Source organism: Pseudomonas sp. P4_C3, assembly GCF_056402075.1.
This window is the reverse complement of record NZ_JBFUIC010000553.1, coordinates 1-1,821: the sequence shown is the minus strand read 5'-3', so window position 1 is coordinate 1,821 and position 1,821 is coordinate 1. Positions and strand designations below refer to the sequence as shown.

The 1,821-nt window shown below is 57.8% G+C and carries 2 protein-coding genes; both read right to left on the bottom strand.

Annotated features, from left to right (window positions below):
- The coding region (locus tag AC1DVH_RS30535) for a response regulator (protein ID WP_477756934.1) at positions 1 to 227 on the bottom strand (227 nt) is incomplete at its 3' end.
- Positions 196 to 1,689: a sensor histidine kinase gene (locus AC1DVH_RS30530; RefSeq protein WP_477756933.1), complete on the bottom strand. Its 1,494-nt coding sequence runs from the start codon at positions 1,687 to 1,689 to the stop codon at positions 196 to 198. The genes AC1DVH_RS30530 and AC1DVH_RS30535, both read right to left, overlap by 32 nt.
- Positions 1,690 to 1,821 lie beyond the last annotated feature (132 nt).

The following is a 1,821-nucleotide window of genomic DNA, read 5'->3' as shown; positions in this document are numbered from 1 at the left end:
TTCAGATCCGGCGCGCTGACGCGCAGCTTCTGGATCAGGTCGTGACCACTCATGCCCGGCAACGAGTTGTCGGTCAGTACCACGTCAGGAGCGAAAGCACCCAATTGCTCCAGTGCGTCTTCAGCCGAGTAGCAAACGGTCACCTCGAAGCCCTTGCGCTCCAGGTAAGTCTGAATATTCTCGGCGAGGATTTCGTCATCCTCGACCAACAGAATGCTGTGCTCCATATGCCCCTCCCGTTGCCACTTTGAAATTGAGACAAACACGGGTTCCTTCCTGCTCCCGGCTGGTCAGTTCGACCGAGCCGTCAAACCGCTCCATTATTCTCTTGACCAGGGCCAGGCCCACACCCAACCCACCTTGCTTGGTGGTGAAAAACGGCTTGAAGACCAGTTGTTGCTGTTGTTTGGACATGCCCTTGCCGGTGTCGGTCAGGGTCATGCTCAAGTCGCCGGGCACAGAGGAATCGATCTCGATCGTCAGCACGCCACCCTTGGGCATGGCTTCCAGTGCGTTGGCAAACAGGCTATTGAGTATTTGCGTGAGCAGCACCTGTTGGCTGACGACCGGTGGCACGCTGACAGGAGAGAAGCGCACTTCGACGTTCGAACGTTTGATCAGGGACTCAAAGGCACTCAAGGTGTCATCGAGGGCCAGCACCAGGTCGACCGTTTCACAGTCGTCATTCATCGGTCGTAACGACACCAGCAATTCACGGACCCAGCGCGACATGCGGTCGACCTGACTGATGATGTCGCCAATGTTTTTCTGTGCGGTCTGGCTGGCGATGCCTTGGGCCAGTTCGGCGCTGGAACGGATGTTCGCCAGTGGATTGCGCAGGCTGTGGGCGACCGCCGAGGACATTTCCCCCAAGGCGACAAAGGTTTCGTTGGCGATCAGCTGTTTCTGCTGGCTCTGCAGCTGTATCGCCGCGCGCCGGACGATCCAGAACAGCCCCAGGTAAATGACCGCCCCGCCGATCAGGGTGGCCAGCCAGATCGCCTTGAAGCCACGCTGGATGCGTTCCACCAGGTCCACCGGTTCCTTGTAGATCTCCACCATGGCAATCACTTTGCTTCTGTCGGCATTGAACATCGGAATGTAGTTCTCGACGAACAGGTATTCCGGTTCGCGCAGCAGGCGTTGCTCGGGGCGCTCCTCATCGATCTCGTGGTAGCGGGTGGACACCGGAGATTTCATTTCGAAAGATTCATCCAGCTCCTCGTCGTCTTCGATGCGTATGCCAATCAACTCGGAGTTTGTCGACCAGACCACGGTGCGGTCCTGGGCGTACACCGTCGCCAGCAGGATGTCCGGCAGATGCTCCACATGGTCGAGAAACTCAACGCGCGCGGCGGCCCGGGCTTCGGGGTTGATGTCGGAATCGGCATGGTCCATGCGTGGGTCGAGCATTTCGCCCATGGTTCTGCCCGGCGAAATCCTGGCATGACGGATTTCGGCCTCGCCAATGGTTTGAATGAACTGCGCAGTCAGCATCGAATCGCGCTCGATGCTTTCATCGACCACAAAGCGCGTGGAGATGTAACCCAGCCCCAGCGCCACCACGGCGATGATGAAAAAGCTTGCCAGGGAGAACCAGCGCAGCAAGTTGAACTGCGGCCGCCAACCCTTGCGCGGTACTGCCGGAGCCTGCGGCGCAGCTACTTTTTGTTGTTCCAGTATCTGCATGGCTTTGTCCTGAGTCTTTGAGATCGAGCCTTTCCAGCCGGGTATCAAGTCAGTGTAGGTAACATTGATAGCAATTGACTGGCCCACGTAACTATTTCGACGCTATTGCACCTGGGTCATGTCGGGTTGCGC